Annotated in this window: 24 protein-coding genes and 1 pseudogene; 11 read left to right on the plus strand and 14 right to left on the minus strand. The window is 52.5% G+C overall.

The window, feature by feature from the left end:
• The first annotated feature begins 49 nt into the window (after window positions 1-49).
• From PDUR_RS20455 to nagA, 3 genes are read left to right on the plus strand one after another with little or no spacing between them, the layout of a single operon-like run.
• Window positions 50-928 (plus strand): MurR/RpiR family transcriptional regulator, encoded by an 879-nt coding sequence (locus tag PDUR_RS20455; protein WP_042207970.1) that lies wholly within the window; start codon window positions 50-52, stop codon window positions 926-928.
• Window positions 929-1,657, plus strand: coding sequence for a glucosamine-6-phosphate deaminase (gene nagB / locus PDUR_RS20460; RefSeq protein ID WP_042207971.1), 729 nt, complete (start codon window positions 929-931; stop codon window positions 1,655-1,657).
• Window positions 1,645-2,832 (plus strand): N-acetylglucosamine-6-phosphate deacetylase, encoded by a 1,188-nt coding sequence (gene nagA, locus PDUR_RS20465; RefSeq protein WP_042207972.1) that lies wholly within the window; start codon window positions 1,645-1,647, stop codon window positions 2,830-2,832. Before nagB ends, nagA begins: the two co-directional genes overlap by 13 nt.
• Window positions 2,833-2,926: 94 nt before the next feature.
• Here nagA and PDUR_RS27470 read toward each other — a convergent pair whose 3' ends face one another.
• The 7 genes from PDUR_RS27470 to PDUR_RS20500 form a co-directional block, all read right to left on the minus strand.
• The gene (locus PDUR_RS27470) at window positions 2,927-3,769 is read right to left on the minus strand and encodes a YhcN/YlaJ family sporulation lipoprotein (RefSeq protein ID WP_052410319.1); all 843 of its coding nucleotides are present in this window, start codon (window positions 3,767-3,769) and stop codon (window positions 2,927-2,929) included.
• Window positions 3,770-3,869: 100 nt separating this feature from the next.
• Complete coding sequence (locus PDUR_RS20475; RefSeq protein ID WP_042207973.1) at window positions 3,870-4,592, minus strand: glycosyltransferase; 723 nt, start codon at window positions 4,590-4,592, stop codon at window positions 3,870-3,872.
• A gap of 209 nt (window positions 4,593-4,801) precedes the next feature.
• On the minus strand, window positions 4,802-5,620 hold the full coding sequence (locus tag PDUR_RS20480; RefSeq protein ID WP_233277406.1) for an NAD-dependent epimerase/dehydratase family protein: 819 nt from the start codon (window positions 5,618-5,620) through the stop codon (window positions 4,802-4,804).
• Entirely contained in the window at window positions 5,590-6,429 is an 840-nt protein-coding gene (locus PDUR_RS20485) for a dTDP-4-dehydrorhamnose reductase family protein (protein ID WP_042207974.1), read from the minus strand. Before PDUR_RS20485 ends, PDUR_RS20480 begins: the two co-directional genes overlap by 31 nt.
• Complete coding sequence (locus PDUR_RS20490; RefSeq protein WP_042207975.1) at window positions 6,426-7,412, minus strand: polysaccharide biosynthesis protein; 987 nt, start codon at window positions 7,410-7,412, stop codon at window positions 6,426-6,428. Before PDUR_RS20490 ends, PDUR_RS20485 begins: the two co-directional genes overlap by 4 nt.
• On the minus strand, window positions 7,402-8,496 hold the full coding sequence (gene wecB / locus PDUR_RS20495; RefSeq protein ID WP_042207976.1) for a non-hydrolyzing UDP-N-acetylglucosamine 2-epimerase: 1,095 nt from the start codon (window positions 8,494-8,496) through the stop codon (window positions 7,402-7,404). The genes PDUR_RS20490 and wecB overlap by 11 nt, the downstream gene beginning before the upstream one ends.
• 522 nt (window positions 8,497-9,018) lie before the next feature.
• Window positions 9,019-10,431 carry a glycosyltransferase family 4 protein gene (locus tag PDUR_RS20500; RefSeq protein ID WP_042207977.1) on the minus strand — a complete coding sequence of 471 codons (1,413 nt, stop codon included), beginning with the start codon at window positions 10,429-10,431 and terminating at the stop codon, window positions 9,019-9,021.
• Between PDUR_RS20500 and PDUR_RS20505 the strand changes: the two genes are divergently transcribed.
• On the plus strand, window positions 10,396-10,734 hold the full coding sequence (locus tag PDUR_RS20505) for a hypothetical protein (protein ID WP_156130538.1): 339 nt from the start codon (window positions 10,396-10,398) through the stop codon (window positions 10,732-10,734). The genes PDUR_RS20500 and PDUR_RS20505 overlap by 36 nt on opposite strands.
• On the opposite strand, the gene PDUR_RS20510 is transcribed toward PDUR_RS20505, so the two are convergent.
• Both PDUR_RS20510 and PDUR_RS20515 read right to left on the minus strand, forming a co-directional pair.
• Entirely contained in the window at window positions 10,714-11,847 is a 1,134-nt protein-coding gene (locus PDUR_RS20510) for a CgeB family protein (RefSeq protein WP_052410321.1), read from the minus strand. The two genes, PDUR_RS20505 and PDUR_RS20510, sit on opposite strands and share 21 nt — an antisense overlap.
• Before the next feature lie 22 nt (window positions 11,848-11,869).
• Window positions 11,870-12,967 (minus strand): glycosyltransferase family protein, encoded by a 1,098-nt coding sequence (locus PDUR_RS20515; RefSeq protein ID WP_042207979.1) that lies wholly within the window; start codon window positions 12,965-12,967, stop codon window positions 11,870-11,872.
• Between the two features lie 241 nt (window positions 12,968-13,208).
• Between PDUR_RS20515 and PDUR_RS20520 the strand changes: the two genes are divergently transcribed.
• The gene (locus PDUR_RS20520; protein ID WP_407944242.1) at window positions 13,209-13,964 is read left to right on the plus strand and encodes an AAA family ATPase; all 756 of its coding nucleotides are present in this window, start codon (window positions 13,209-13,211) and stop codon (window positions 13,962-13,964) included.
• A gap of 560 nt (window positions 13,965-14,524) precedes the next feature.
• Here the strand turns inward: PDUR_RS20520 and PDUR_RS20525 are convergent.
• Both PDUR_RS20525 and PDUR_RS20530 read right to left on the minus strand, forming a co-directional pair.
• The gene (locus tag PDUR_RS20525; RefSeq protein ID WP_042207981.1) at window positions 14,525-14,896 is read right to left on the minus strand and encodes a YybH family protein; all 372 of its coding nucleotides are present in this window, start codon (window positions 14,894-14,896) and stop codon (window positions 14,525-14,527) included.
• Window positions 14,897-14,925: 29 nt separating this feature from the next.
• Window positions 14,926-15,516, minus strand: coding sequence for an HD domain-containing protein (locus PDUR_RS20530; protein WP_042207982.1), 591 nt, complete (start codon window positions 15,514-15,516; stop codon window positions 14,926-14,928).
• 150 nt (window positions 15,517-15,666) lie between these two features.
• Between PDUR_RS20530 and PDUR_RS20535 the strand changes: the two genes are divergently transcribed.
• Together PDUR_RS20535 and PDUR_RS20540 are read left to right on the plus strand one after the other, a co-directional pair.
• Complete coding sequence (locus PDUR_RS20535; RefSeq protein ID WP_042207983.1) at window positions 15,667-16,260, plus strand: TetR/AcrR family transcriptional regulator; 594 nt, start codon at window positions 15,667-15,669, stop codon at window positions 16,258-16,260.
• Window positions 16,261-16,323: 63 nt separating this feature from the next.
• Window positions 16,324-16,701: a hypothetical protein gene (locus PDUR_RS20540; protein ID WP_233277407.1), complete on the plus strand. Its 378-nt coding sequence runs from the start codon at window positions 16,324-16,326 to the stop codon at window positions 16,699-16,701.
• Between the two features lie 72 nt (window positions 16,702-16,773).
• Here the strand turns inward: PDUR_RS20540 and PDUR_RS20545 are convergent, their stop codons facing one another.
• The 3 genes and pseudogenes from PDUR_RS20545 to PDUR_RS30355 all read right to left on the minus strand — a co-directional run.
• Window positions 16,774-18,078 (minus strand): hypothetical protein, encoded by a 1,305-nt coding sequence (locus PDUR_RS20545; RefSeq protein ID WP_156130540.1) that lies wholly within the window; start codon window positions 18,076-18,078, stop codon window positions 16,774-16,776.
• A 286-nt stretch (window positions 18,079-18,364) separates the two neighbouring features.
• Window positions 18,365-19,426, minus strand: a complete 1,062-nt coding sequence (locus tag PDUR_RS20550; protein ID WP_233277408.1) for a DNA-binding protein — start codon at window positions 19,424-19,426, stop codon at window positions 18,365-18,367.
• Window positions 19,427-19,606: 180 nt separating this feature from the next.
• Window positions 19,607-19,717: pseudogene (locus PDUR_RS30355) on the minus strand (helix-turn-helix domain-containing protein); the annotation flags it as partial.
• Window positions 19,718-19,948: 231 nt separating this feature from the next.
• On the opposite strand from PDUR_RS30355, the gene PDUR_RS20555 reads away from it, so the two are divergent.
• Genes PDUR_RS20555 through rfbC form a run of 4 tightly spaced genes read left to right on the plus strand, consistent with a single transcriptional unit; the run spans window position 19,949 to window position 23,521 of the window.
• On the plus strand, window positions 19,949-20,938 hold the full coding sequence (locus PDUR_RS20555) for a hypothetical protein (protein WP_042207984.1): 990 nt from the start codon (window positions 19,949-19,951) through the stop codon (window positions 20,936-20,938).
• 26 nt (window positions 20,939-20,964) lie between these two features.
• A complete protein-coding gene (locus PDUR_RS27475; protein ID WP_052410324.1) occupies window positions 20,965-21,957 on the plus strand; it encodes a hypothetical protein in 993 nt (330 codons plus the stop codon).
• Window positions 21,954-22,961: a glucose-1-phosphate thymidylyltransferase gene (locus PDUR_RS20565; protein WP_052410325.1), complete on the plus strand. Its 1,008-nt coding sequence runs from the start codon at window positions 21,954-21,956 to the stop codon at window positions 22,959-22,961. The genes PDUR_RS27475 and PDUR_RS20565 overlap by 4 nt, the downstream gene beginning before the upstream one ends.
• Window positions 22,958-23,521 (plus strand): dTDP-4-dehydrorhamnose 3,5-epimerase, encoded by a 564-nt coding sequence (gene rfbC, locus PDUR_RS20570; protein ID WP_042207985.1) that lies wholly within the window; start codon window positions 22,958-22,960, stop codon window positions 23,519-23,521. The genes PDUR_RS20565 and rfbC overlap by 4 nt, the downstream gene beginning before the upstream one ends.
• Window positions 23,522-23,525: the final 4 nt, after the last annotated feature.

The raw sequence follows: 23,525 nt of genomic DNA on the forward strand, positions 1-23,525 counted from the left end.
TTATACTAAAAATAATTTCAACGATCGCATTAGAATACGAGGTGGGTTGATGACTCCAATTCTGCATGCACTGGAGCACGAGAGGTCCAAGCTCTCCCAAACGGAGCGCAGGCTGGCGGAGCGGATACTTGCCTCCCCCGGCGAGATTGTCCATATGGGCATCACAGAGCTGGCGGAGCAATGCGGCATTAGCGCCGCGACAATCACGCGCTTTTGCAAGGTGTTTCACTTTAAGGGCTTCCCGGATTTCAAGGTGAAGCTGGCGGCTGAAATCGCCCACAGCGATGCGGCGCCTCTGACCGGCGGCTCCTCTTATCAGGATATTATGGCGGGCAATCCGCTTTCCGTCATCGTGGAGGCCATGCAGGCGAATCACCTCGCTTCCATCCGCGACACGACGTCGCTGCTTGATATCGGGCGGCTCGAACAGACGGTCGATCTGCTCTGCCGCGCCCGGAGGGTCGATCTGTACGGCATGGCCACCTCATCGATTGTCGCTCAGGATTTCTATCAGAAGCTGATCCGGATCGGCGTGAACTGCACGGCCTTTGCCGATTCGCATATGCAGATCACCTCGGCCTCCTCTCTTGGGGAAGGGGACGTCGCCTTTGCCATTTCATACTCGGGGGAAACGCCCGAGACGATCGACGCGCTCATCTGCGCGAAGAACAGCGGCGCGTCTACGATCTCACTCACCTCATATGGCAGCAGCTCGCTTGCTTCGCTCAGCGGGATTTCACTCTTCTCCTCCTCCCTTGAACAAGGAATGCGCAGAGGAGATATGGCTTCGCGGATCGCGCAGCTTCACATTATCGATATTTTATTTACCGGGATGGTCAGCAGAAGGTTTGGCGATTATATTCCGAAGCTGGAGCAATCCTACCGGAACGTTCAGCAATTCCGTCACAAACGGGGAGGTACAGAATAAATGAACATTTTTAAGTTTAAAAACGACGAAGACTTCGTGCAGACGGGGGCCAATCTGGTCGCCAGCCTGCTTCAGAGCAGTCCGAAGGCGGTCCTAGGACTCGCCACCGGCAGCACGCCCATCGGCGTCTACGAACGGCTGGTCCAGATGCACCGCAAAGGTCTGGTAAGCTTTGCAAAAGCATCATCCTACAATCTTGATGAATACGTAGGACTTCCGGTAGATCACCCGGAAAGCTACCGCAGCTTCATGAACAAGCATTTGTTTGACCATGTCGACATCGACCTGTCCCGGACACATGTGCCTAACGGCAACGCCGGGGATCTGGCGGCCGAGTGCCTGGCCTATGATCAAATGCTGGAAGAGGAAGGGCCCGTCGATTTGCAAATTCTCGGCATCGGAAGCAACGGGCATATCGGCTTTAATGAACCCGATGCCAGCCTAACCAGCGGAACCCATGTCGTCGATTTGCTGCCGGAAACGCGGGAAGCCAATGCCCGGTTCTTCCCTTCGCTTGCCGATGTTCCAACGCAGGCGATTACGATGGGTGTCGGCAGCATCCTGAAGGCGCGGCAAATTCTGCTGCTCGTGCGCGGCGCGGAGAAAGCTGAGGCGATCCGGAACGCGGTGAAGGGGCCGATTACGACCCAGTGCCCCGCTTCCTTGCTTCAGAGCCATCCGAATGTCGTCGTACTGGTAGATGAAGGAGCGGGACAATGGCTGGATTAGGCACGGACAATGAGCAGCTGCTGTATGGCAGGGTACTGACTCCGGGGGGAATCACCCGGGGCGGGGTTGTCGCGGTGCAGGACGGCCTAATTGTATATGCGGGAGCAGCGCGCTGGCTGCCGGAAGCCTGCTCCGGCTGGCCGGAAAGCGAACGCGTGCAGGATGGCCTGCTTATTCCTGGCTTTGTCGATGTGCATGTTCACGGCGGCGCGGGGCATGATTTTATGTACGCCAATGCTCAGGCGATTACGGAGATTGCCGGATTTCATGCCGCTAACGGCACAACGACAATGCTGGCCACAACGATGACCGCCTCTAAAGAGGCGATCGACCGTGTGCTTGGCGAGATCAACTCCTACCGCTTGGGGGAAATGCCATATGCGCAGTTGGCCGGGGTTCACCTGGAAGGACCTTTCATCAGCCCAAAATGGCCCGGGGCGCAAAATCCCGAGCATATCGTCCCGCCTAATGTAGAATGGCTGAAAGAATGGGCTGGGGCCTATCCGGGCTTGATTCGGCAGGTTACGCTTGCTCCCGAACGGGAAGGCGCGACGGAAGTTATATCTTGGCTGCGCAGACGTGGAATTACTGCCGCCCTCGGCCATACCGACGCCGCTTACGAACAGGTTATCGCCGCAGCAGACGCGGGTCTTAACCAGGCGGTGCATACGTTTAACCAGATGACTCCGCTGCATCACCGCAAGCCCGGAACGGCGGGCGCGGTCCTGTCCGATGAACGGATACGCGCGGAGGTCATCGCGGACGGCATTCACGTTCATCCCGCGGCGATCACGATTCTGGCACGGCTTAAAGGACCGGAAGGCCTGATTCTGATTACCGACGCAATGTCGGCTGCCGGCCTCAGCGACGGGGAGTATGCCATCGGTGATCTGCCGGTTAAGGTGCAGGATGGTGTAGCCCGCCTTCGAGACAACCCTGACGCTCTTGCCGGAAGCACGCTCACCATGATCGAGGGCTTCCGTTATCTTATTCAAGAAGCCGGCCTGAGTCTGGAGAATGCCTCCCGGGCCGCGAGTCTGAATCCGGCCATATCGCTTGGCATGGAGCGCAGCATCGGCTCGCTGGAAACCGGTAAGCGCGCGGATATTCTGCTGCTGGACGGCGCTCTTAACCTGCGCGGCGTATGGATCGGTGGACGCCGTCAGGAACTTTAGGCATTTTATGTATACGGCAATTAACGCAGAGGTTCATCCGCCGAGGATGAATCTCTGCGTGTTGCGTTTGGCATTCGATACGGATAATGCTTCTTTATCTATTGATATGGTCCCCGCCGCGAGCGGGAAAGATGCGCTCCGCCATTATGCGGAATTCATTTACAAAACCTTGCAGGGGATGGCCGGCTCGCGCCTGTGCGGCGTAGCTGTTCACGCGCTGAACGAAATCGGGATTGGCCGAGACGTATACCCGATCGATCCCCGGCGTACTCTTTTTGACGACATCAGCGATCTTTGCCTTCACTTCTTTGGAAAGCGTATCTTGAATGCTTGCCGCCGTGGTTCCCGTTGTCACCCCGTTGCTAGTGAAAAGCCCTCCGCGTCCTGTTGGACCAGGTATCGCTGCGCCTGTTGGACCAGGTATCGCTGCGCCTGTTCCTGTCAAGCTTCTGTTGTTATTGGCAACAGCTCCCGGCATGCTGGTTCCCCGTGTTGGGTATTGCATACCAACTCCTGTGCCGTATCCTGTTCCGTATCCTGTTCCGTATCCAGTGCTGCCCGGCATCATGTTCGTACCGTATACGTTGCCGCCTTTTGCCCGCATGCCCCCGGTCACATTATTGTCCAGCGTTACAGCTACATAAGCGCTGCGGCCAGCGGTAAGCACATTGGCGGTGCGCACCTCCTTCATGGCAGCCACGCGATCGGCGAGCTTCTGGTCCATATCCAGTCTGTCGATCGTATGCCCTTCCCTGGCCGTATTGACATTCAGGCGGCCATCGTTCACACCCCGTACACCATCATTGATGCGGCCATCTTGCACACTCCGCACGCCATAATTCCCCGCCGTATTCTGGTAGTTTGTACAGCCCGCGATTCCGGCCATCCCCAACAGCAGGGCTGCGGAGACGGACAAGCCGATTCTTGATCGCAACATGCATTCACCCTCCACTCGTTATGATTGCTGTGTAACAATCGTTAGGATGGCTTCCCTGAGGGCGGGCTATGCTGAAAGGATTTGGCATGCTAGATCTCTTTTATCCTCCCATGGAGGCTATCAAACTGCGCAGCGGTGCGCTGTATCGCTCTTTTAACGCCGCTACTTCAGCCATAATCCGGTCGTAATGCCTGACTGTACCCATGCCTTCATGACGCCGGTAACCGGTCAGGGATTGATTCAGCATCACCGGCGGATATCCGTTCAGAACCGCGCGGAACCATAAATCGTAATCATGCGTGAAGGGAAGCGATTCATCGAACAAGCCGATGGCTCCAAACAGTTCCATTTTGATCATAACCGTGCAGCCGTTTACCGGGTTACCCTGAAGAAAGCAGCGCAGGAAATCAAGCCGATTGTCAAAAACGGCTCCGGCATTAAACTGAACAAGTTGGGATGCGGCATTGATATAATTGAAGTTGGTGTAAGAAATCAGCAGACGGTTCTGCTCCATGAACAGCGCCTGGTTTCTAATCTTATCGTGGTAAAAGACATCGTCGGAACTGAGCCAAGCGACATAGTCGCCGGTGGCATGAAGAATACCGTGGTTCAGAGCAGAGGCGGTGCCACCATTGGCTTTGCCCAGATAATGAATATTGGAATAGGAGAGGTATGGAGCAATTCTGTCGCGGTGGACGGTGGAGCCGTCGTCGACGACAATAATCTCATAAGGAGCCTGGGACTGGGATAGCGCGCTCTGCAGCGCCTGATCAATATACGGGCAGTTATAAAACGGGATAATAACCGAAACTTTTGCGTTCATGGCGATGCTCCTTTCCGGTTGCTGCGGTAATATTCCAGAATGTCGGCAAGGGAGCGCTCCAGCTGCACTTCGGGGCGCCAATTTAAGGCGGCTGCATGTACGGTAAAGCAGCCGGACTCCGCCTGACTTTGCGGCGCACCCTGACCGGAAGAATCTGCCTGCTTATGCGGCGTATCCGAAACGGGGGCACTCTCCGGCTCCTGACCGGACTACGTTCCCCATTCCACCCCCACATTCGCCCGGGTCAGGCTCAGCATGCGCTCCGTAATCTCGCCCAGGCTGCGCGGCTTTCCCGAGTCGATCCGGTACGTGGTGCCCGGCTCTCCCTGCTTCAAGATGCAATCGTACGCGCGGACAGCGTCGCGGACATCAAGGAAATCCCGCTGCGCCTGCCGGGAAGACAGCCGGAACGGCGGCTGCGCACTCCCCTGCTCGCTTCGGACAATGTGCCTGGCCAGCAGCGAGCAGAAGCCCGTGGAAGGTCCGGGCCCGATCAGGTTGCAGGGCTCGGCAATCAGCACCTGCTGCCGGAACAGCGTTCCCCAGGACAAGGACACGAGTTCTTCCAGCGTCTTGCTGAGGCTGTATGGATGCGGCGGCGGCTCTCCTGCTCCCGGATTAAACTTCAGCCGCGATCCCGCCACCAGCAGACGGACTTCCTTGCGGGAGCGCAGCGCGTCAAGCAGGTACACTGCCGCCATTACATTCGTTTCCAGATATTCAGCCGGGTTCCGCCACGACTCCGGTACGGAATTTTTCCCCGCCAGATGCAGCACTTCACCCGGAGCGGTATCCTCTATCATCTTCTTCACGGCTTCGCCGTCATTCAAATCGCAAATATACGTTCTAACGTCTTCCGGAAATAACGGTTCCCCGGATTCGCCGGGGACCGCTCTCCGCAGCACGGCGGTTACCTCCGCTCCTCCCGCCGTAAAATAGGCGGCGGCATGGCGGCCCGTAAAGCCGCCGGCGCCGGTAATCAGCAGCTTTCTGCCGGTCATGAATATCGCCGGCTTTGCTGAATCCATTCCGCCAGCTCGGTAAGCATATCGGGGTAGGAAGGCAGATGAAAGACTGCATCTTTACGTGTAGCGATTAAAGTGCGGTCCTGTACATGTACATCATCAGGAACAATCTCGGCGTCGGTCTTGTGAAAGGCCTCTTGAATCATCCCGAGCAGCTCGTATTTGCTGACCGGCTGAGGATGGGCCAGGTGAATCAAACCAGACACCTCCGAATCCAGGAGACCATCGATGGCTTTGGCCAGTGCAAGCGTCGTCACCCCGTTCCACATGACACGGCGGTAGCCAGGAACCTTGCCGGACTGCGCCAGGAACCATTCTATGAGCCCGATGCCTGCTTTACGGATTTCCGGCCCGATAATCGACGTGCGGATCGTCAGATGACCGAAATCGCGAACCTCGCCGAGCGCCTTCGTAATCGCATAAGCAGAGGTTCCGTCGGGCGCATCCTCCTCCGTGTAGCCGCCGCGCGTTCCCTCGAACACGCAGTCGGTGCTGATGTGGATCAGCCGGGCGGATACGGTGTCGGCGGCTCTCCGCAGACGGTGGGGAAGAAAGCCGTTGATGTGATAGGCGGCGATTTTATGGTCTTCCGCCGATTGGTTAAGTACGCCCAGCGCGTTAATGATGCAGTGGGGAGAGACGATGCTTACCGTTCTCTCCACAGCGGCAATATCATCGGCATCCAGTATGAGTCCCTGCTGGTCGCTTTTGTCCCGGGTTGTGTGAAATACCTGGTGCTTGCCCTGAAGGCGGAAGTAATCTGCCAGCATATGCCCCGCCATGCCGTTTCCGCCGAGGATCAGCAGCTTCATTGCAGGAAACCTCCCCGGATCAGGATGTCTTTGATTTCTTGTTTGGACATCAGATTGTTCCCGGAGCTGAAGCTGCTGAAGGACACCGGCTCGCAATTTTGATACCGCGACTTCAGATGAGGCATATTAAGGGTAGGCAATATGACAAGATACTGCTCGTCGTATACTACGGTTGTCAGGCTCTCGAAATCGCTCATCAGAATTTCATTGATTTTTTCCCCGGGGCGGATACCTGTCTCGATTATTTTTACGTTCTGTCTATCGGAGGCCTCAATGAGCACTTCAGCCAAATCGGCAATCCGGCAGGTCGGCATGGTCATTACGAATATTTCGCCGCCCACACTGACCTCGGAAGCTTTGAACAGCAGGGAAATGGCGTCGCTCAGCGTCAGGAAGAACCGGGTCATGTTGAAATCGGTAATCCGCACTTCGCCTTTGTCCCGAATCTGTTTCATGAACAAATGGACGACGCTTCCGTTCGTTCCGAGCACATTCCCGCCCCGCACAGTGACGAACTTGGTGCTGGACCCAAGCAGATTCGCATAGACGATCAGCTTCTCGCCGATGGCTTTAGTCATGCCATAGAAGTTGGACGGATTGGCCGCCTTGTCGGTCGAGATATAAATCACTTTGTCCACCTTGTTCGCTATGGCCGCTTCAATGACATTCTGCGTCCCGATGACGTTCGTCTTAAGCGCCTCGTAGGGCTGATCCTCGCAGACGGGAACATGCTTCAGCGCCGCCAGATGGAACAAATAATCCACACCCCGGCATGCCGCAATGAGAGCTTCCTTATCGCGGATATCACCGATGACAAAGCTTAAACGTCTATCCTCGAATTCCCGGCTCATGGCTACCTGGGCGGATTCGCTGCGAGAGAAAATAATGATTTCCTTCGGATTCTGCGGTAGAAGCTGCCGGACCAGCTCATGCCCCCAGGAACCGGTACCGCCGATAACCGCTATCCGTTGATTATTGAACATACAGGTTCCCTCCAAGTAAAAATTTGACGATCTTATGCGATACATCCGGGTCCAGATAGCCGTCAGGGATTTCCCACTCGCGGCTCATTGAGGTCATCAGCCGGGCGCACCGCAAAATACTTCCGCTGTCCACTCCAGAAACGACATTGCTTCCGCAGTCCACCGTCTCCGGACGCTCGGTCGTCCGCCGGATCGTCACGGTCGGCACGCCCATCAGGCAGCATTCCTCCTGAACGGTCCCGCTGTCGGTGATGGCGCAGCGCGCATTCTTCTCCAAAGCGACAAAATCGAAAAAACCGAACGGCTCATAAAATTCGACTAGACTATTCATTTGCAGCGGAAAGGAATCCGACAGCTTCGACCGGGTACGGGGATGGATACTGCAAATGAGACGGACTCCGAAGTGCTCGGCGATCAGGTTTAGGCCTTGCATGATCTCCATCAGCGGCTCCTTATGATCGACATTCTCGGCGCGGTGTGCCGTAACGAGAAAATATTGCCCCGGCGCAAGGCTCAGCCGGTTCAGAATATCGCTGGCCGCAATTTGCGGAGCGTAGTGCGTCATAACCTCATGAATCGGGTTGCCGGTGAGCATAATCCGCGAATTCGGAATTCCTTCGGCTGCCAGGTGCCGCTTGCTCTGCGGCGTATATGGCATATTGATGGTCGAGACGGCGTCGATGACGCGCCGGTTCTTCTCCTCCGGCACATTCAGATCGTAGCAGCGGTTGCCCGCTTCCATATGAATGACCGGAATACCCATCCGCTCCGCCAGAATGGCGCACAGCGCGCTGTTCGTATCGCCGAGCAGCAGAACGCGGTCCGGCCGTTCTTTAAGCAGAATCGGCTCCAGCCCGCCGAACATGGCGGCAAGCTGTCCGCCAAGCCCTGCCTGCTTCTCCTGAAGCACGTAGTCCGGCGCCCGCAGCCCCAGTTCCTCAAAGAAAATGCCGCTCAGACTGGCGGTGAAATTCTGGCCCGTATGCACCAGCACATGACTGTCCGCATACCGGTCCAGAAGCGGAATAATTACGCTCAGGCGGATGATTTCGGGGCGCGTGCCCAGAATGGTCATGATTTTCATGCGTTCACTCCCCTGCTTGAATCTTGATGATGTTTTAGTTTCAGGACCGGCAGGCAGGCCGTACGCGAACCCCGGCGAAGTATGCGAGGGCAGGCCGGGAATCGGCAATGAGCCAAACCCGGACTCCTGGGGCTGCGGTGCTGCCGGCGAGCCGGAGTTTCTAAGGTGCGCCACGCCAATTAAAAGGATTTCCACCGTCTAATCACGCCGATTAAAGCACGATTCTTAGATTAACTGGAATTTCTCCCGTTAAATACGCCGATTTGAACGGAACTGAGGAAAATGCAGAAATTAACCGGAGGATTTCCACTATATACTTTGAAAAGGTTTGACTGTAAAAAATTAGAGGGAGTATTTCCTTCTATTTGCTCGGGGCAAGCGCCAATAGGAGCGGTCCAGACGGCGGTAAACGCAAAGCCCGGATTAAACCGGCGCAGCCCGGCGGCCCTGCGCCGGATGCGCAACGGGCTCGCGGCGGCCCTGCCAAGCGCGAGCCCGCCGTCCAGCGCATCCCTGGCGCCGCTACCGGCGCCGCGCCGCAGCGCTTCGGCGCTTGCGGGATGTCCGCCGCCGCCGGGACGTGCGGCTGGCGCGCTTCGCCCGCCGCGCGCTCCGCGGCGAAGCGGCGCGGCGGGCCAGCCGGCGCCGGAGACGGCCGCGCCGCTTCGATGCGCGGCGCTTGCGCGGCGCTGCCTGCTCAGGCGCAGCGCCTGTGCCATCGCCGGCGGGCGGCTCCGCCGGGGCGGCGTCCGCCCAGCGGAGGCGCCACGCCTCCGCCAGCCCGCTCAGGCGCTCACGGTATGCCGCCGGGCCGTAGGCGGCAATTACGCGGCCGCGTGACCGGACGCCGATCGTCGCCGCCAGCACCGGCTGCGCAAGCAGGGCTTCCACGTGCTGCGCGAGCGCTTCAATGTTCTCTGGCGGAACCAGGCCTTCGCCGCAATCTACCGCCCGCATGATCTCGCCTAGTCCGCCGGAATCATAGGCGACGACCGGCTTGCCGAAGGCGAGGCCTTCCATGGCGGTCATGCCAAAGCCCTCGCGGACGAGGCTTGGAACGACCAGCACATCCATGGCGCAGTACGACTCCGAAAGCGATTTCTCATAGCCCGCGAACCGAAAGCGGGAGGACAATCCCTCCAGCTTCACCTTGTGTTTGCAGCGGCTGAAGTAATCCTTGTCGCGCGGCTCGCCAATAACTAGGAAGCGTGCCTCCGGATGCTTCTCTGCCACAAGTATGGCCATGTGGATGAAATGCTCCAGTCCTTTTTGCTCGATAATAAATGAAGAGATGTAACCGACGAGCCGATTTGCGGGCTTTATACGCAGCTCTCGCCGCCGCTCTCCCCTCAGCCTGCTCCACGCCGCCGTCATCATCTCCTGATCGTCCCACGTAGGCGGAAGCAGCGCAATTTTACTTGCCCGTATTTCCTCCGTAAAAGAAAGAGCCGCCGTCTGTGAAATGCAGATAATTTGGTCGCTGAACCGGTGGATCAGATTGATGCTTAGCGGAGTGTGTTCGTTCTCGGTAATGATCTCGCTGATCTTCCATACCACCGGTATACCCAGCGATTTGGCGGCTATGGCCGGCAGAACGTGTACACAGGTACTCGTTACGACAAAAGCTGGACGCCGCTTAGCCAGCCATGCATGAAGGTCCTTGAACTCCCTGCCGTTCTGAAAAGACTTGATGTCCTCTTCGAGTCCCGCATAGGGAGTATACATGCCGTACACAAGCGGAATTGGCAGCAGTTCCACCGATATTCCGCTGCGGCGGGCCTGACGCGTCAACTTCCCTTCCTGAGGCGCGACAAGCAGGCAGTCAAAGTATGAGGACAGTTCCCGGGCGAAGAACAGCAGCAGCTTTTCGGCGCCGGTTATGCTGTTGTCATTGGATACATGGGAAAAAAGGACAACGGCAGCTTTATCACCCATTGGCGTATTGGCGCTTCCGAACAGATAAATTCGGAGCGGCCGCTCACCTCCCTGTTAGGTATGCAATGCCCGGACGTTAGCGGGAACCTGCTGCGGTTCCGCTGCCCGAATAGAAAGACTTCCCTGCCGCTCTCGAAGATCCGCACCGGACAGAAGCCTCTGAAATGGTCCGATGTTTACCCGATTCGCCTTGGCTTATCGTATGAGATCCGCAGCGGCAGCGGACATGACAACCGCCCGCGGCAAGAACATAAATCGGCAGATCGGAGCGGAAGCGGATATTTATCCGAAAATAATGGTTAACAGCTGATTGACCCGCTTCGGATACGTATGCTCCCGGAGCGTCCGTTCCAGCCCCCTGAGCGCAATGGCTTGGCGTTCCTCCTCGTTCGCCAGGTAATACCGGATTTTGTCCATCATCTCCTGCGGTGTGCTGAACGTTACAATCTCCTCTCCTGGCTTGTAGAAGGAGGCCAGATCATCCCGGACATCGCTTAGCTGCAGCGTGCCGGTGGCCGCAATCTCGAATGTCCGCGGATTCGGCGAAGCCGCAGAAATCGCCAGTGTATTGTTGTTGAATGCATCATCGACATGGGAACGGTGCAGGTTGATCACGATTTTCGAACAACTGTAAGCGGCAGCCGTCTCCTGCGGGGACATCCACTTCCCGATCTCGATCCGGTCTCCGTAAGCTTGAGCATCCGGAAGGCGGTCCCACCAAATTCCGTTAATAACCGTATTGAACTCCATCAACTGGGGCATGATTTCCCGGAAGAAATTGACCCGGTTCCAATACGCGGAGCCGATAAAGCTTACCTCGCGCGCAACCGGTGTGCGGGAGATCGTGGGGCGGTAATGCGGCCGGTAAGCCGCGAACGGCAAATAATGCACCTCCGTACAACCAAGCTGCCGGTAATATTCGACGCAATTTCGTTCCAGCGTGAATACATAATCGTAGTGATTCACGATGCCCAGCGTAAAATCAGTATAATAAGGATCATCTGTAAGCCAGATCGCCGTCAGGATACCCATTCTCCGGATCTGGTCGATTTGTTCCAGCGGCAGTTCCATTCCGTCGAGCACAAGGACCAAGTTCGGCCGTTTGGCGCCAGCCAGTTCTACCAGGTTCTGATGTACATCCGTTGCCGTTACATCCGCCGTCAGGCTTTGCAGCGATGTCAGCACGGCTTCGTCCAGCGGGGAATAGGGGTAGCCTTTACCGGAACCGACATACATGACATGAATATCGCGTACGGGCAGCGGTTCTTCTGGACGGCCGTCCAGAATGGCTAAGCGTCCGCGCATATAGCCTTCGGAATAGCCATTCTTGAAACCGTTCAGCCTTCCCTCCAGCTTCGCCTGCTCAGCCGGCGTAAGGGGAAGCGGCGGGACCGGAAGAATGAAATCTTTGCTCATCGTACCTCGCTCCTTTATTTAATTAATGTCTCGCTCGCGCCTCGTCGATCACATCAAGCAGTCTTGGCAGCCGGGCTGCAAAGGTATGGTTCTGAAGTGTTGTCCGCAGAGCTCTCAAGGCGAAATTCCGCCGCTCAGTCTCATGCTTCAGATAATATTCAATTTTGGATTCCAGCTCCTCGGGCGATCCGAAGGTCTCCAGGTCGTAGCCCAGCCGGTAGTGGTTCGCCAGATCATCCCGTACGTCCGTAATCTGCATCGCGCCGCAAGCGCTGATCTCATAAGTGCGCGGATTGATGGATCTTGCGGGAACCCGGTATGAATTGCGGTTATCCTGCCCCGCTTCCCATGGACGGTGAATATTGATGACAAGCTTTGCGCCGCTGTAATAATTCGCCGTCTCCTCCGGCGGAATAAAGCCTTTGTGGATGAAAGGAGACAGCATATCGAATCTTTTCAGCCGCTCCCAGAATCCGCCGACGATCAGCGTACGGTGACGAATCAACATCGGGGCCAGGCGGTCGAACAGCTCGGTCCGGTTGAAAAAAGCATTGCCGATAAAAACGATGTCATAGCAATACTCCGGGCCGATGCGGCGGGGATTGAACATTTCCGGATTCACGCACAGCGGCAAATAATGCACCGACTCCGCTCCATGCGACCGGTAAAATTCCACACATCCCAGCTCATGCGTGAACACATGATCGTAATGCCGGCAAAGAACAGACGTATCCTCCGTAAAGTAGGGATCGTCGACAAACCAGATAGCAGTGGAAATACCCCGCCTGCGGATTTCCGCGATCTGCTCCAAATGGTTATCCGGAAATACATGCAGCCCATTCATAACCAGCACCGCTTCCGGAGATTCCCGGGCGGCGGTCTCCAGCATGGCATGCGCCGGGCATACAATCAGCTCGGTAATAAGCCCGGCCAGCGCCTCCGATACCCCGGCATCGATCGCATCGAAGCCCTGCGGGACATACATTAGCTTTAAGGGACGCCGAACACCTGCCGTACCCGGATTGAGCTGTTTCACAGCTTCACACAGACCAAGATGGTAGCCCTGACGGTAGCCGTCACGGTACCCCTGTTTGCGCTCCTGCTTTATTTTCGCTTTCACAGCCTCACCCTGCCCTGTCGTAATCTGATGACAGTATAGTTATATGCTTCGGAGATATCCGCCTCATGGACACCTGTCCGTTACCGCAATAAATTGGCAAATGCCCTCTGGCAACCGTACAAGCTGCATATCTAGGCCTGGACTCTGACTTGGACTTTAGGAACTCCCGATGATAGAGTGGTAGATACAGGCCCTGAGTCTAAGTGCGGCTCGGAGCAGTCTTGCGGGGAGGAGCATGACAATGGAGAACGACAAGCTGTATTTACGCCATATGGAGCTGCTTAGGAACAAGATTCCGTCCTTCCGCTCCTATCCTTTTCACCTGCCTGTGATCCGTTCATTGAAGCGGCTGATGTTCAGGAATCCGGTTACTTTCCTGGTGGGAGAGAACGGCAGCGGCAAATCGACCCTGCTCGAGGGGATCGCCGCCGCCTGGGGCTTCAATCCGGAAGGGGGGACGCTGAATTTTTCGTTCAATACCCGTTCTTCACACTCCATCCTGTATGAATATCTTCGGATCGCCAGAGGGGTCAAACGGCCGAAAGACGGGTTCTTTTTGCGCGCGGAAAGCTACTATAATGTAGCCTCATATATTGACGAGCTCGATGAGCAGCCCTCTCCCGGCCCAAGGATCAGAGATTCTTACGGGGGCAAATCGCTGCACGAGCAGTCGCATGGCGAATCCTTCTTCGCCGCTTTCATGCACCGGTTCGGCGGACGCGGCCTGTATATCCTGGACGAGCCCGAAGCGGCGCTGTCCCCTCTGCGGCAAATGTCGCTGCTGGCCCGTATGCATCAGCTGGTGCGCAGCGACTCGCAGTTCGTCATCGCTACACACTCGCCGATTCTGATGTCCTATCCGGGGGCGGATATTTGGCTGTTGGAAGAGGAAGGAATCCGGGAAGTTTCTTTAGAGGAAACGGAGCATTTCGCGGTGACCAAGGCGTTCATGAATGACCGCGAGGGCATGCTGCGCGAGCTGCTGGAGGAAGAATAAAGGTTTATGCGAGGGTGTCCCATAAGCTATGGAAATGGCTGCTGGACGCCCTTTGTTTTTGTGGTGGAATCAGGCAGGTGGACGGGGCCACTCAAATGGAAGCGGGATAATGCAGAATACCTGAAATTGTGCATCTTTTGATCGTGTAGGAACGCGCGTTCTTTAACATACCTACGAAAATACAGGTTTTTTCCCGCTCACCTTCAAATTCAGTCAGCACAGCCTCAAATTCCTGTATAGTAGCAGGATTTCACTGTGAATAGACACTTTGGGTTAAAAAAGCTGCATTTTAGCTGTTTTGCAAGACACTACACTAAATTCACAGCCAACCTGACCTCGTTACTTGATAATGGAGCGTCAAGCAGGCTTCTCCTAAGCCACAGCAATACATATCGATGTCGGCCGCCCCAATTGTCTATTTTGATCCATCGTCAATAATAGAACAACAGAAGCCAGTCAAGTCTTTATTTTTATAACCGAAAGACTTGCTGGCTTCTTAATTTTTCTATGCAGTTTGACTTTTCCAAATGTTTCATTAACCTCGCTGATCCATGCAATTTCTAGAACATAATATCAATATCTATTTTCCAAGCCCCGTCTTCCAGTCTCCACAAAACCACATAGCCGGAGGTGGGATGAATTTCTTCTTCGCCATTCTGAAGCGTCAAGTGAGCAATTCCGCTTTCACGTACTTGAAATTCCCCTCCGGCCTGTATTTCCTTGCTTTCCAGAGCCAGATCGGTCAGTCCATTATTGAGCATGGTAACCCAGAAGGAATGAATAGCCTCGCTGCCTTGAATATTTGCGGAACCGCTTGGGATCAGGATGGCTTGCTTCGTATATAAGTCTGTGATTACCGCAGCGTTTTTTTGCTGAACAGCTTGTACAAACAATTGGTTGTTAGATTCTATGACCTTACGAATGTCTCCCATATTGGTTCTCTCCCCTGGCTTATCAGCCATTATTCTTCAAATGGAGCGTTGATCAATATATCCATAAAGCCGATTTCTGTGTTCACCCGGTCAGCGAGCATATTGGGTTTACGGCCTGCCTCAGACATCCATACCTCTGCAAAAGCCTTCTTAAATCCAAGACGGGGATACGCTTCAAGGATTTGCTGTACGCTGCTGGAAGGAAGATCCTTAATGTGGAATGCCCCAACATCAAACCCGGCGCCAAAATGAACGAGAGCAATCTCAGGCTGTTTTTCTTCCGCGAGCAGAGAAGTATGCAGAACGATCGCTTCACGGACGATGTCTATCTTGTCTCTGGGATAACCGTGTTGCGTAAGAAACTCATCCGCCGCATCCGCACCATCCACCTCAAAGGAATGACCATGGTCACAGCGTTTAGTCAGGCCGATATCGTGCAAAATGGAAGCTAAATAGAATAGCTCCGGGTCCAGCTTCATTCCTTCTCTCTGCGACAGAAGTCCTCCAAAGCGGTACGTTCTTACAGAATGATTGAACAAAAATTGCGGGGACAATTCCAGAACAAGCTCTGTCGCTTTTGTACACAATGAACTGTCTGGAATACTGAGTTCGGTATTCATCTTAATCGCTCCCTCCTATCTTTTGGACGATTTCATCTTATCAAAGACCGACCGGTCGGTCAACGAAAAAAATATGAGGTTTGCTTCCTTGACATCGTATAGTTCAAATGGTAACTTGGGTGAATTGGTAATAGAGAGGGAGGCTGCAGCATGCGAAAAGGAGCAGAGACTCGGGAGAATATTATCCGAAAAACGGCCGAATTGCTCAACGTTCAGGGTTATCATGGACTATCCATTTCTGATATTATGCGTGAAACCGGTCTTCAAAAAGGAAGCATATATAACCATTTTCAAAATAAAGACGAAGTGGTTCTGGAAGCATTGGACTACGCTGTAGACATTGTAAATACCCGGTTTCAGGAAGCGATAGCCGGACATACCCGCGCATATGATCAACTTATAGCTGCGATCCGGGTGTATGAGCATGTCGTAGAAGCGCCGCCCTTTATCGGAGGGTGCCCTGTCATGAACATCGCTGCTGAAAGTGATGACACCCATGAGGCATTAACGGAAAGAGCGCAGAAGGGGTTAACCGCATTCGTTGCTTTTGTCTCCAATATATTGGAACACGGAATGGAAACAGGCGAATTTAAGCCGGATATCGATAAGAGAAGGGTTGCCAATTTTATCGTTACGTCCATTGAAGGCGGAGTTATGATCAGTAAGCTCTTTCATTCCAATACGCCCATTCAGGAGAACAACAAGCTGTTAATAGATTTTATCATGCAAAATATTTGTAAATGATTGGTTAGCGGCAAAGTCCGGGCCCTGATGAGTACAGCCCAAAACTACTGAGTGAGGTTAAATATGCGATTAATATTAGTATTATGTTTTATAGCTTTGAACGCATGTTCAAATATAACGAATCATTCTTCTGTAGAAAGTATCGTATTCGAATATGTTCAAGAACTAAACAACCTCCCGATTCCTGAAAATGCTTCTGAAATTGAAAATAGGTCGGCAATCGATCTAAAAAGTTATGAAGTTCCTGAGAAGTTTGAAGTATTGAATAAAGCATATATTAAAAAACTTACAGATGAAGGCTGGTCAATAACTGAAATTGAAAGTAATAAAGTGATGAGAGTGATGAAAGATAACAGTAAATATACATTGATTATTACTAAAAAGTCCAACGACAAAAACTTAACAAATGTTACAATAAGAAAAAATGTAAACGTCAAATAGGCTCTACCTAGCAGATGGGAGCCGGAGTATGACGGATGAAGATCATAATCCGCCTTCAACTGAAGAACCCCGCTAAACCGGCTTCTGAACATGCATAAATTCTTTGATTAAATCGCCGAAATAAGTCTCGCTGTTCGTCGTGGAGGACAGTTCAAGCGCCTTCAGGCAGCTTTCCATACCTTCATTCATTTTTCCCCGCCGGACACAATAGATGGAATATTGAATGGCAAAACGCAGCCGCCGCTCCATATTCACTACATCCGTGAATTGATCGAAGCTAGAAATCGACTCGGCAAATTCGTTCATAATCCAGTCTATCGAAAAATGATATGTATTCGCAGATTGAACGATTGTAACCAGCCCTGACAAAATTTCTTCCGGATGACGCCGCAAAAAATCGACGTAGGCTTCTAGCGTCTCCTGACGGCCCATCAGGATGTCTTGGGTGTAGGAATTCGCCGTGGCCCATGATTTGTATTTTTGAATCTCTTGCTTATCTTCATCATTTATCGGCCCCAGCCAACTCAAGTCGGCATAACAGTCAATCGCTTTCCTGGCTTCTTCGTATCTGCCCATTTTTTGCAGTGCAGTCGCTTTACAAAGGTAACCCTGTCCATAGTAAAAAATTAATGATCGTTGTAAACGGATTGGTTCGACTCTGGAAGGAACGGAAGCTCTCTTGCTTCGTTCCCATTCCTCATATACAGCTTGTGATTGCGTGAGCAACTCATCGGCCAAAATCGCAATCCGCTCCCAGTTATGCGTAGAAAAATATATTTTAACCAGAATAATTAACGCTTCTAGTCGATGTTCTACCGGAAGTCTGCTCAGATAAGATTCAAACCGCAGAGCTGCACGTAGATTGGTCTCCATGTTTTTACCGAAATCGATTTGAAGCATCCGATAATGACTAATAGCTAAGGACTCAGAATTATTATATTTTTCACTATCGATTACGCATTGATATAGCAAAACAGATGCCTGCTTATGTCCAAGCTTAAAAAGCTCCTCCGCTGTATTAAAAATGTCGCCGATATAAGACAAGTTATCCACCAGTATCTCCAGCACTTTGGCAAGACAATCAAGTTTGTTCGTTTCTGCACAGCGCAGCATGAAGGGACGAATTCTCCGCCAGTGAGGAGCAACCCGAATCAAGCATTCTGCAATATATAGATCGTAAAGCTCTCCTTCCGGAAGTCTCATTCCCCGAGTGATTGAATCGAGTTCGCGTACCGAGATGTTACGGGGTGGATTACGGTTAATAATGGCACTTAAGGTTCCTCGATTAAGACCACAACGTTCAGCAAAGCTATAAAGATTAAGCCCTTCTTTGCGGATATGTGATTCTATTACATTACGAAGTGCAGAAACTTCCATCTGTACCCCCTTAAAACATTTAATAAAAAGATTCGCTGTATCAACCAAACTCTTTATGTTAATCTTTTAATTTTTATAAAAAAATAGACCCTATAAGGGCCTGTCTAAATAAAAAGAGGATTATACACCCACTCCATGATCCAGTGGTTGGACAATAGAACCTCCGTCTCCCAGCTTCGGCGAACTGTTTGCTCCGTCTGCAAATGCGGTAGTACCTAATGTCAGAAGAAACAAAGTAACCAGAGTGATTGTGATTTTTTTCACGATTCCGAATCCTCCTCTAAGTTTAAATTGTATATTTCAGAGTTGTCCTAATCCGCATCTGTTCCATAACCATTCTGTATTGACTGTTCTGAGCCGGCCCGGCGTATTCTCTATACGCTTCCAGAAGCGATGCCGATTCTGCAAAAACGGTCTCATTGTTGGTCTTAAAGGAAAGATCTAAAGCTGTAAGACAACTCTCAATACCTTCTTCATATTTGCTGTGGCGGAAAAAGTAAACGGACATCTGAATGGCAAGGCGTAATCGCCGTTCCAGGTTCACAGTATCATTATAACTCTCAAATCCAGAAATTTCATCAGTAAATTTACAAATAATGTCGTCTATTGAAAAATTATAAATATTAGCAGACTGAATTATTGTCGCTAGTCCCGACAGAACTTCCCCCGGGTGATTGCCAAGAAAATCAGCATATTCATCCAAGATTTCCTGTTTTCCCATAAGGACATCTAAAGTATATAAATTAGCTTGGGCCCAATCGCGGAATTGCTGCACTTCCTGCTCTTCTTCAGCATTTTCCGGTCCGATCCAGCTTAAATCGGCATAGAGAGCAATCGCCTTACCGGCCTCTTCATACTTCCCCATTTTTTGAAGCGCGGTTCCTTTACAAAGATACCCCTGTCCAAAGTAACGTATTAACGATTTTCGCAGCCGAATCGGTTCTCCCTTGGAAGAACTTAAGAATCCCGTTTCATCTTTCCACTCCCTATAAACCGTGTGGGCCAGATCAATCAACTCATCTGATAACATTTCAAACTGTTTCCAATTATGTACGGAAAAATAAATTCGAAGTAATTCAACCAGCGCTTCAAGCCGGTATTCCACCGGCAACCAACTTCGGTAAGGCTCAAACTGCAAAGCCGCCCGCAAATTGGCCTCCATATCCTTTCCAATGGCTATCTGAAACATCCGGTAATGGCTGATGGCCAGGCGCTCGGAGTTGTTGTATTTTTCGCTTTCAATCACGCATCGGTACAATAATTTGGAAGCATCTTGGTATCCCTGCTCGTACATCTGCTCTGCGGTAGCGAAAATTTCCCCGATATGGGACAAGTTGTCCAGCAGCATTTCGAGCACTTTTCCAATACATTCCAGCTTCCCCGTCTCGGCGCAGCGCAGCAAAAAAGGCTTGAGCCGCCGCCAATGCGGAACAGCTTGAATAAAGCACTCCTCGGCATAAAGACTGTAAAGCTCCCCTTCGGGCAGACCCATGCCTTTGGTTATCAAATCAAGCTCGCGCACGGATATTTTGCGGGGGGGATTTCTGTTGATGATGGCGCTCAAGGTTCCCCGATTGACACCGGCCTGCTCCGCAAAGCTCTGCATGGTAAGTCCCTGCTCCCGAATATAAGTTTCCATTTCACATCGGATCGTAGCACTGCTGATCAATAGAGTCACCTCCAACAAGACATTTACTAAACATCCAAATATTAGTATATCACAATACTAATCTATTACTCGCCAGCGGTCAATTAATAAACCTTGAATTTATTAAGAGTCCATTCAGAGAGACAGACGCCGTGCCGGTCTACGCATTCAACCTATATACTGCAGTATTCGGATTTCAGTATTGAGGAGGATGATCCACCCGTGATTATCGGAACGGTAGTTAATGCGTCCGGATTAGCCCAGGCCAGGCTGATGGCAGGCTCAGTCAAACGGCAAATGCCTGACGCCAAAGTTCTAGTCTGCCTTGTAGAAGAGAGTCCAGTGGGACCATTGCCGGACATTGACTGGATTTTTACGGCCAGACAAATTTCCGGCTACATCGGATTCCATGATTTTGACAGATATATATTCAAGTTTAATTCACTCCAATGCGGCGCGGCAATGAAGGGGCAGCTGTTAACCTATCTTCTTGAAGCCTTTCCGGCGGAAGAGCATATTGTTTATCTCGATCCGGAGATGTATGTGTTTAAGCCGTTTGACGAGATCGAACACATGCTTAGCTACTACGATGTTGTCTTAACCCCCCATCACCTCGAGCCTTCGGACGCCTGGGATTGTACCCGCGAAATCGGCACGCTGCAGGACGGCACCTTTCACAGCGGTCTTGTGGCCGTGAAGAACTCCTGGGAAGGACGCAATTTCGCAGATTGGTGGATGAAGATCATTGCAGGCGATTTTGGCGGACAGCCAAACGGAATTTTTACCGATCAGCCTTATCTGAATTTCGCACCCGCTTTTTTCAATACGGGCATACTTCGCCATCCGGGGTACAATCTGGCATTCTGGAATCTGCATGAGAACGGCAGACAGCTCTTTCGCGCCGGCGATGAATACTGTCTAACCAACCACACCCCTCTTCGCTGCGCGAACTTCAGCAACTTTTTGGGACTGCTGGACAGCTGCATAGACACCTATACTCCCCATGACGGGACTTATAGACAAATGTGGAACGAATATCAGCAAAATTGGGCTTGGCTGTCTCTCCAGCATCCTGCCCTGCCTTGGAGCTACGACTACTTTTACAGCGGGGAGAAGATTGCCGATGAGACCAAATTACGCTATAGAGCGGCAAAAATAGACCATTTGGTTGAGGCAAATCCCTTCACGCTATCAAACCACAGTGATTTCTAATCCCGATTATGACAAGGAGGCACTCCATGATTATTTGTTCGGTGACCTGTGCCGATAACCTGCACGAGGCAAAAATGATGGCAAGAGCAGCCAAATACCACATGCCGTATGCCCGGGTTGTCATTTGCCTGATGGAACGGACGATTCATCCGGCGGCGCTTAACGTGCCGTGGTTTGATGAGGTTGTTCTTGCCAAGGATCTGGGAATTCCCCGGTTTGAAGGAAGTATCTTTAAATACAGTCTGCTTGAGGGGGTAACCTCCATCAAACCGGCGTTTCTCCGTTTATTATTTGACCGGCATCCGGAGGAGATGAATGTCGTATTCATGGATACAGATATCATCGCCTATGCTCCCTACGACGATCTGTTGGCCGCCCTGGAGCATCATGATATTCTGTTATCCCCTCACCGGATCGAACCTAACGGCGAGCCTCTCGGATATCTGCATCACGGTATTTTTAATACCGGCTTTCTGGCGCTCCGGAGATCGGAGGAAACGATGCGCTTTCTGGAATGGTGGGGACAGCGGCTGTACAGCTACTGCTATTATAACGCTCCCTTTTTTGTGGATCAGAAATGGGTGGACCTGGCTCCGGCTTTATTTAACGTCAAGGTATGGAAGCATCCGGGGTATAATGTCGCCGCTTGGAATCTGCATGAGCGCTGCCGGAAGATTGTCCGGGAGGAGAATGGGCGGTATTGGCTGGAAAATAATATTCCTTTCGTATGCTACCACTATTCCGGATTGCACGGGATGCTGCAATATTGTATGAACGAGTGGATTCCCGACCGTGGAAACCCGCTGTACCGGCTGCTTCAGCTCTATTTGGAGGAGATGGATGCGATGGGCAAAGAGGAACTTTCCGAGGTCCCCTGGAGCTATGACTATTATCTGGATGGCAGCAGGGTAACCGCAGAAGAAAGGAAAGCATACGGCAGCGACGTTCAGGCTTTTGAGTCAGGCCGCGATCCCTTCCTGTCCAGATACGGCTCCCGCGAGGGAGACGGAGGAATATGAAGGGGCTGATCGTCTGCGCCGGAAAAGGCACCCGCCTAAGACCGTTTACACTTACTAGGCCGAAGACGCTGCTCCCTGTCGCTAATAAACCGATTTTGTTCTATGCGATTGAAAAGCTGGCCAACGAAGGTATTCATGAGATCGGAATCGTGATCCATCCGTCCCAGGAAGAGACGATTCGCGGCGCCGCGGGCAGCGGAGAACGATTCGGAGTATCCCTGACTTACTTGTACCAGCAAGTGCCGAGGGGTATTGCGGATGCGGTGGCCGCAGCTGAGGATTACATCGGACAGAGTGATTTCATTCTGCTTCTCGGCGACAACCTGATCAAAGAACCCCTCAAGACGCTGATTGACCAGCTCAAGCACTCGGCCGCCTGCATCCTGCTCACTCACGTTGAGAATCCGCAGCAGTTCGGTGTTGCGGAAATCAATGAAACCCGGATTATCGCGCTGGAAGAGAAGCCGAAATTCCCCAAAAGCAATCTTGCGGTCGTCGGCAGCTACGCCTTTAAAGCTGGAATTTTTGATTACATCCGAGCCTTGACGGTCTCTGACCGGGGAGAGCTGGAAATAACGGACGCCATACAGCGGCTGATCGACAGCGGAGAAAGGGTTGCCTATGCGATAACCCGGGAGCACTGCTCCGATGTAGGGACCTCAGAGCGGTGGCTTGCGGCCAACAACTGGATGATGGATGAGCTTTACGGAGAACAGAACGACATTTCCTGGGAATCCACACTTGTCAATTGCACGGTTCATGCTCCGGTGGTCATCGGTCCCGGCTGCGTATTCAAGAACTGCACGATCGGCCCCTATGTTTCGGTCATGTCGGGGGCCAATTTGGAGGAATGCCGCATTGAGCACAGCATTCTGCTGCGGGATGTCACAATCAGCGGCACCGGCGAGGCCGTCATTGCCGGCATTCTTGGCGATGAGGCGAGCATCATAGGCTCCTCGGCCAATGGACCAATCGCCCTTAAGATCGGAGGAGATCAAGGATGAAGATTATTCCAAGAAGGCTGGAAGGCGTGTATGAAATCCGGCTGTCTCCGCTCAGCGATCATCGGGGACAGTTTATGAGAACCTATGACGAGTCTATCTTCGCCGATTACGGCATCCACCGCCATTGGGTCCAGGAGAATCAATCGGTGTCGGTCAGCAAAGGGACGATCCGGGGACTGCACTTCCAATATTCCCCCAGTTCAGAGGCCAAACTCGTAAGAGCCGCTACCGGTGCCGTGCTGGATGTATTTGTAGATCTGCGGAAAGGTTCACCGACTTTCGGAGAGTGGGACAGCATTGAGCTGTCCGATGACAACCTGGCGATGATCTATATTCCGCGCGGCTTCGCCCACGGCTTCTGCACGCTCTGCGATCATTGCACCGTACAGTATAAAGTAGACCGGAAATTCTCCCCCGCAGAAGACGGCGGCATCCGCTGGAATGATCCGACAATTGCTGTGCAGTGGCCGACGGAAACTCCAATTCTCTCTGACAAAGACAAGAATCTGCCTACGCTCGATATGTTCATTTCGCAAAATAAAGGGCTTGATACGGAATGAGGTA

Origin of the sequence: Paenibacillus durus (assembly GCF_000756615.1) — a bacterium.
Taxonomy (GTDB): domain Bacteria; phylum Bacillota; class Bacilli; order Paenibacillales; family Paenibacillaceae; genus Paenibacillus_AQ; species Paenibacillus_AQ durus.

What these genes read in the sequence shown, in the direction of transcription:
- PDUR_RS20525 (WP_042207981.1), bottom strand. Translation starts at nt 14,896, where the DNA reads ATGGGAGACATTCGTAAGGTCATAGAATCTAACAACCAATTGTTTGTA.
- PDUR_RS20530 (WP_042207982.1), bottom strand. Translation starts at nt 15,516, where the DNA reads ATGAATACCGAACTCAGTATTCCAGACAGTTCATTGTGTACAAAAGCG.
- PDUR_RS20455 (WP_042207970.1), top strand. Translation starts at nt 50, where the DNA reads ATGACTCCAATTCTGCATGCACTGGAGCACGAGAGGTCCAAGCTCTCC.
- PDUR_RS20475 (WP_042207973.1), bottom strand. Translation starts at nt 4,592, where the DNA reads ATGAACGCAAAAGTTTCGGTTATTATCCCGTTTTATAACTGCCCGTAT.
- PDUR_RS20505 (WP_156130538.1), top strand. Translation starts at nt 10,396, where the DNA reads ATGGGAAAAAAGGACAACGGCAGCTTTATCACCCATTGGCGTATTGGC.
- PDUR_RS20535 (WP_042207983.1), top strand. Translation starts at nt 15,667, where the DNA reads ATGCGAAAAGGAGCAGAGACTCGGGAGAATATTATCCGAAAAACGGCC.
- PDUR_RS27475 (WP_052410324.1), top strand. Translation starts at nt 20,965, where the DNA reads ATGATTATTTGTTCGGTGACCTGTGCCGATAACCTGCACGAGGCAAAA.
- PDUR_RS20540 (WP_233277407.1), top strand. Translation starts at nt 16,324, where the DNA reads ATGCGATTAATATTAGTATTATGTTTTATAGCTTTGAACGCATGTTCA.
- PDUR_RS20545 (WP_156130540.1), bottom strand. Translation starts at nt 18,078, where the DNA reads ATGGAAGTTTCTGCACTTCGTAATGTAATAGAATCACATATCCGCAAA.
- PDUR_RS20520 (WP_407944242.1), top strand. Translation starts at nt 13,209, where the DNA reads ATGGAGAACGACAAGCTGTATTTACGCCATATGGAGCTGCTTAGGAAC.
- nagB (WP_042207971.1), top strand. Translation starts at nt 929, where the DNA reads ATGAACATTTTTAAGTTTAAAAACGACGAAGACTTCGTGCAGACGGGG.
- PDUR_RS20510 (WP_052410321.1), bottom strand. Translation starts at nt 11,847, where the DNA reads ATGAGCAAAGATTTCATTCTTCCGGTCCCGCCGCTTCCCCTTACGCCG.
- PDUR_RS20485 (WP_042207974.1), bottom strand. Translation starts at nt 6,429, where the DNA reads ATGAAGCTGCTGATCCTCGGCGGAAACGGCATGGCGGGGCATATGCTG.
- PDUR_RS20500 (WP_042207977.1), bottom strand. Translation starts at nt 10,431, where the DNA reads ATGGGTGATAAAGCTGCCGTTGTCCTTTTTTCCCATGTATCCAATGAC.
- nagA (WP_042207972.1), top strand. Translation starts at nt 1,645, where the DNA reads ATGGCTGGATTAGGCACGGACAATGAGCAGCTGCTGTATGGCAGGGTA.
- PDUR_RS27470 (WP_052410319.1), bottom strand. Translation starts at nt 3,769, where the DNA reads ATGTTGCGATCAAGAATCGGCTTGTCCGTCTCCGCAGCCCTGCTGTTG.
- PDUR_RS20490 (WP_042207975.1), bottom strand. Translation starts at nt 7,412, where the DNA reads ATGTTCAATAATCAACGGATAGCGGTTATCGGCGGTACCGGTTCCTGG.
- rfbC (WP_042207985.1), top strand. Translation starts at nt 22,958, where the DNA reads ATGAAGATTATTCCAAGAAGGCTGGAAGGCGTGTATGAAATCCGGCTG.
- PDUR_RS20480 (WP_233277406.1), bottom strand. Translation starts at nt 5,620, where the DNA reads ATGGATTCAGCAAAGCCGGCGATATTCATGACCGGCAGAAAGCTGCTG.
- PDUR_RS20550 (WP_233277408.1), bottom strand. Translation starts at nt 19,426, where the DNA reads ATGCTGCTGGACAACTTGTCCCATATCGGGGAAATTTTCGCTACCGCA.
- PDUR_RS20565 (WP_052410325.1), top strand. Translation starts at nt 21,954, where the DNA reads ATGAAGGGGCTGATCGTCTGCGCCGGAAAAGGCACCCGCCTAAGACCG.
- wecB (WP_042207976.1), bottom strand. Translation starts at nt 8,496, where the DNA reads ATGAAAATCATGACCATTCTGGGCACGCGCCCCGAAATCATCCGCCTG.